Raw genomic sequence first — 2272 nt, 5'->3', positions numbered from 1 at the left:
CCTTAGCTCAGTTGGTAGAGCGACGGACTGTTAATCCGCAGGTCGCTGGTTCGAGCCCAGCAGGAGGAGCCACTTTCAAGAAGCCGCATCACATGATGCGGCTTTTTTTTATCTATACATTCTCCCCTGCCCAATCACAACTTTCACTCATTCCACCACCCCACATATAAAGCTCGCTTACTGAAAACTTATTTCACGATAAAAATTTAATCTCCATCATAGTTTAAACAAGCACTTGTAGGCGCTCATTTCCTTCTTCAATAAGATGCCTTGTCTATTCAATTTCTAAAATAAGCCATGCTTTGCATAGCAACTAAAAAATTTGTGAGCCCAAATATGAAACTAAAAACTCAAGCCTATTTACTGTCTGCGATTATATTGCTGGCGCTGCTCGCATTAACCGCTACAGGTTTATGGACTCTGAGAGTTGCAAGTAACCTTGATAACAAAGCTCGAGTGACAGAACTGTTCAAGAGCGCATATAGCATTCTGACAGAAGTAGAAGCAATGGCTGCAAGTGGTGAACTTCCGGAAGATGAAGCAAAAGCACTGGCGACTCGCCTGCTTCGCAACAATATCTATAAAGATAATGAATACGTTTATGTTGCCGATGAGAACATGATATTTGTCGCTGCGCCTCTCGATCCACAATTGCATGGCACCAGCTTCCATGACTTCAAAGACAGCAATAACAATAGCGTTGGCCAATTAATATTAGATATTTTGGATAACAAAACAGGCCAGATTGTCGAATATACATGGAGTCAAACACAAACTGACGGAAGCATTGAAGAGAAGCATTCAATAGCAGAAAAAACGCCTCACTGGGGATGGGTTGTAGGTACTGGTATTGGGTTTAACGAGGTAAATGCACGATTTTGGGCTACTGCACAATGGCAACTCATTCTATGCCTCTTCATCGCAGGTGCTATTCTTACCAGCCTAATCATCGCTATCCGCAAGATGCTGAACGTATTAGGAGGAGAGCCTCATGACGTACGCCAAGCCGTTCAGGCAGTCTCTCAGGGCAATATACAGACAAGTTTCGATACGGTAGCCCCAAAAGATAGTATTTACGATGCTGTGCAAAACATGAGTCAGTCTCTGGCCACAATGGTAACGAATCTCGATAGTTCTATGCTCGCTCTGCGCTCAGAGTTATCCGCAGTTGAATCACGCTCTGGAACCATTGCTGATTTGACCCTATCACAACAGGAATCAACCGCTATGATTGCGACAGCGATGACAGAAATGGCCTCATCAGCTAATCAAGTCGCAACGTCAGCAAATGATACCGCGCGAAATACGGATGAAGCAGACAAACAAAGCCAACAAACCCAATCACTGATCTGCAGTACAGTGGATAATATCCAGGGACTTGCAAATCAGTTAAGTACAGCAAGTCTGGCGGTAGCTAATTTAGATCAGGATGTAAACAACATCGTCAAAGTTTTAGACGTCATTGGTGATATCGCAGAGCAAACTAACTTACTGGCGCTAAACGCAGCCATTGAAGCCGCTCGCGCGGGTGAGCAAGGCAGAGGGTTTGCTGTTGTGGCCGATGAAGTTCGCAAACTTGCTGGCCGTACTCAAGATAGTACAAAAGAGATCCAGAACATGATCTCAAACCTCCAGCAAGGTTCTCGCCATGCTATCCAAACAATGGAGATTTGCGCCGAGACCAGTCAAAGCACAGTCACACAGTCCCAAAGTGCTTCTGAAGCTCTACAACAGATAGTGACAGCATTAGAAGCCATTACGACAATGAGCCAACAAATCGCAACGGCCGCTGCGGAGCAAACCCATGTCAGCGACGATATTGCACACCGCATAAACCTGATTGAAGAAAGTGGTTATCAGCTAAATTCAGTGGTCACAGAGAGTCAATCAAGCACTCAAAGCCTGGCTTCTTTAGCGAATGATCTGGAAGGATGGGTGAATAAGTTCTCTGTAAAGCACTAGCTTAGAGCTAATTTACTAACTTAAAGCACGTTTTCAAACGTGCTTTATTATTTTTGGCTTACTAATCAGGCAAACAAACTCGTCGTTTAATTCCCAAGAACGCTTAAAGCAAGGTGTATCACCATTTAAAACGCATAAAAACAGCCCACTCCGAGCACAATTTCATCAAACGATATTTTATTTGAATTTTATTGTTGACCTAAGAAGCGAAAAACCGTTTAATACACCTCGTCGCCCGGATAGCTCAGTCGGTAGAGCAGAGGATTGAAAATCCTCGTGTCGGTGGTTCGATTCCGCCTCCGGGCACCAC

Annotated in this window: 1 protein-coding gene and 1 tRNA gene; both read left to right on the top strand. The window is 44.3% G+C overall.

Annotated elements, in window-relative coordinates; all coding sequences use genetic code 11:
- The first annotated feature begins 336 nt into the window (after positions 1 to 336).
- Complete coding sequence (locus V1U08_RS22835; RefSeq protein ID WP_330471472.1) at positions 337 to 1962, top strand: methyl-accepting chemotaxis protein; 1626 nt, start codon at positions 337 to 339, stop codon at positions 1960 to 1962.
- A gap of 233 nt (positions 1963 to 2195) precedes the next feature.
- Positions 2196 to 2271: transfer RNA gene (locus V1U08_RS22830), tRNA-Phe, on the top strand.
- Position 2272 lies beyond the last annotated feature (1 nt).

Origin of the sequence: Vibrio sp. YYF0003 (genome assembly GCF_036350715.1) — a bacterium.
Lineage (GTDB): Bacteria > Pseudomonadota > Gammaproteobacteria > Enterobacterales > Vibrionaceae > Vibrio > Vibrio natriegens.
This window is presented reverse-complemented; position numbering and strand designations above follow the sequence as displayed.

Excerpts from the sequence above, each read along its gene's own strand:
- V1U08_RS22835 (WP_330471472.1), top strand. The coding sequence starts at position 337 with ATGAAACTAAAAACTCAAGCCTATTTACTGTCTGCGATTATATTGCTG.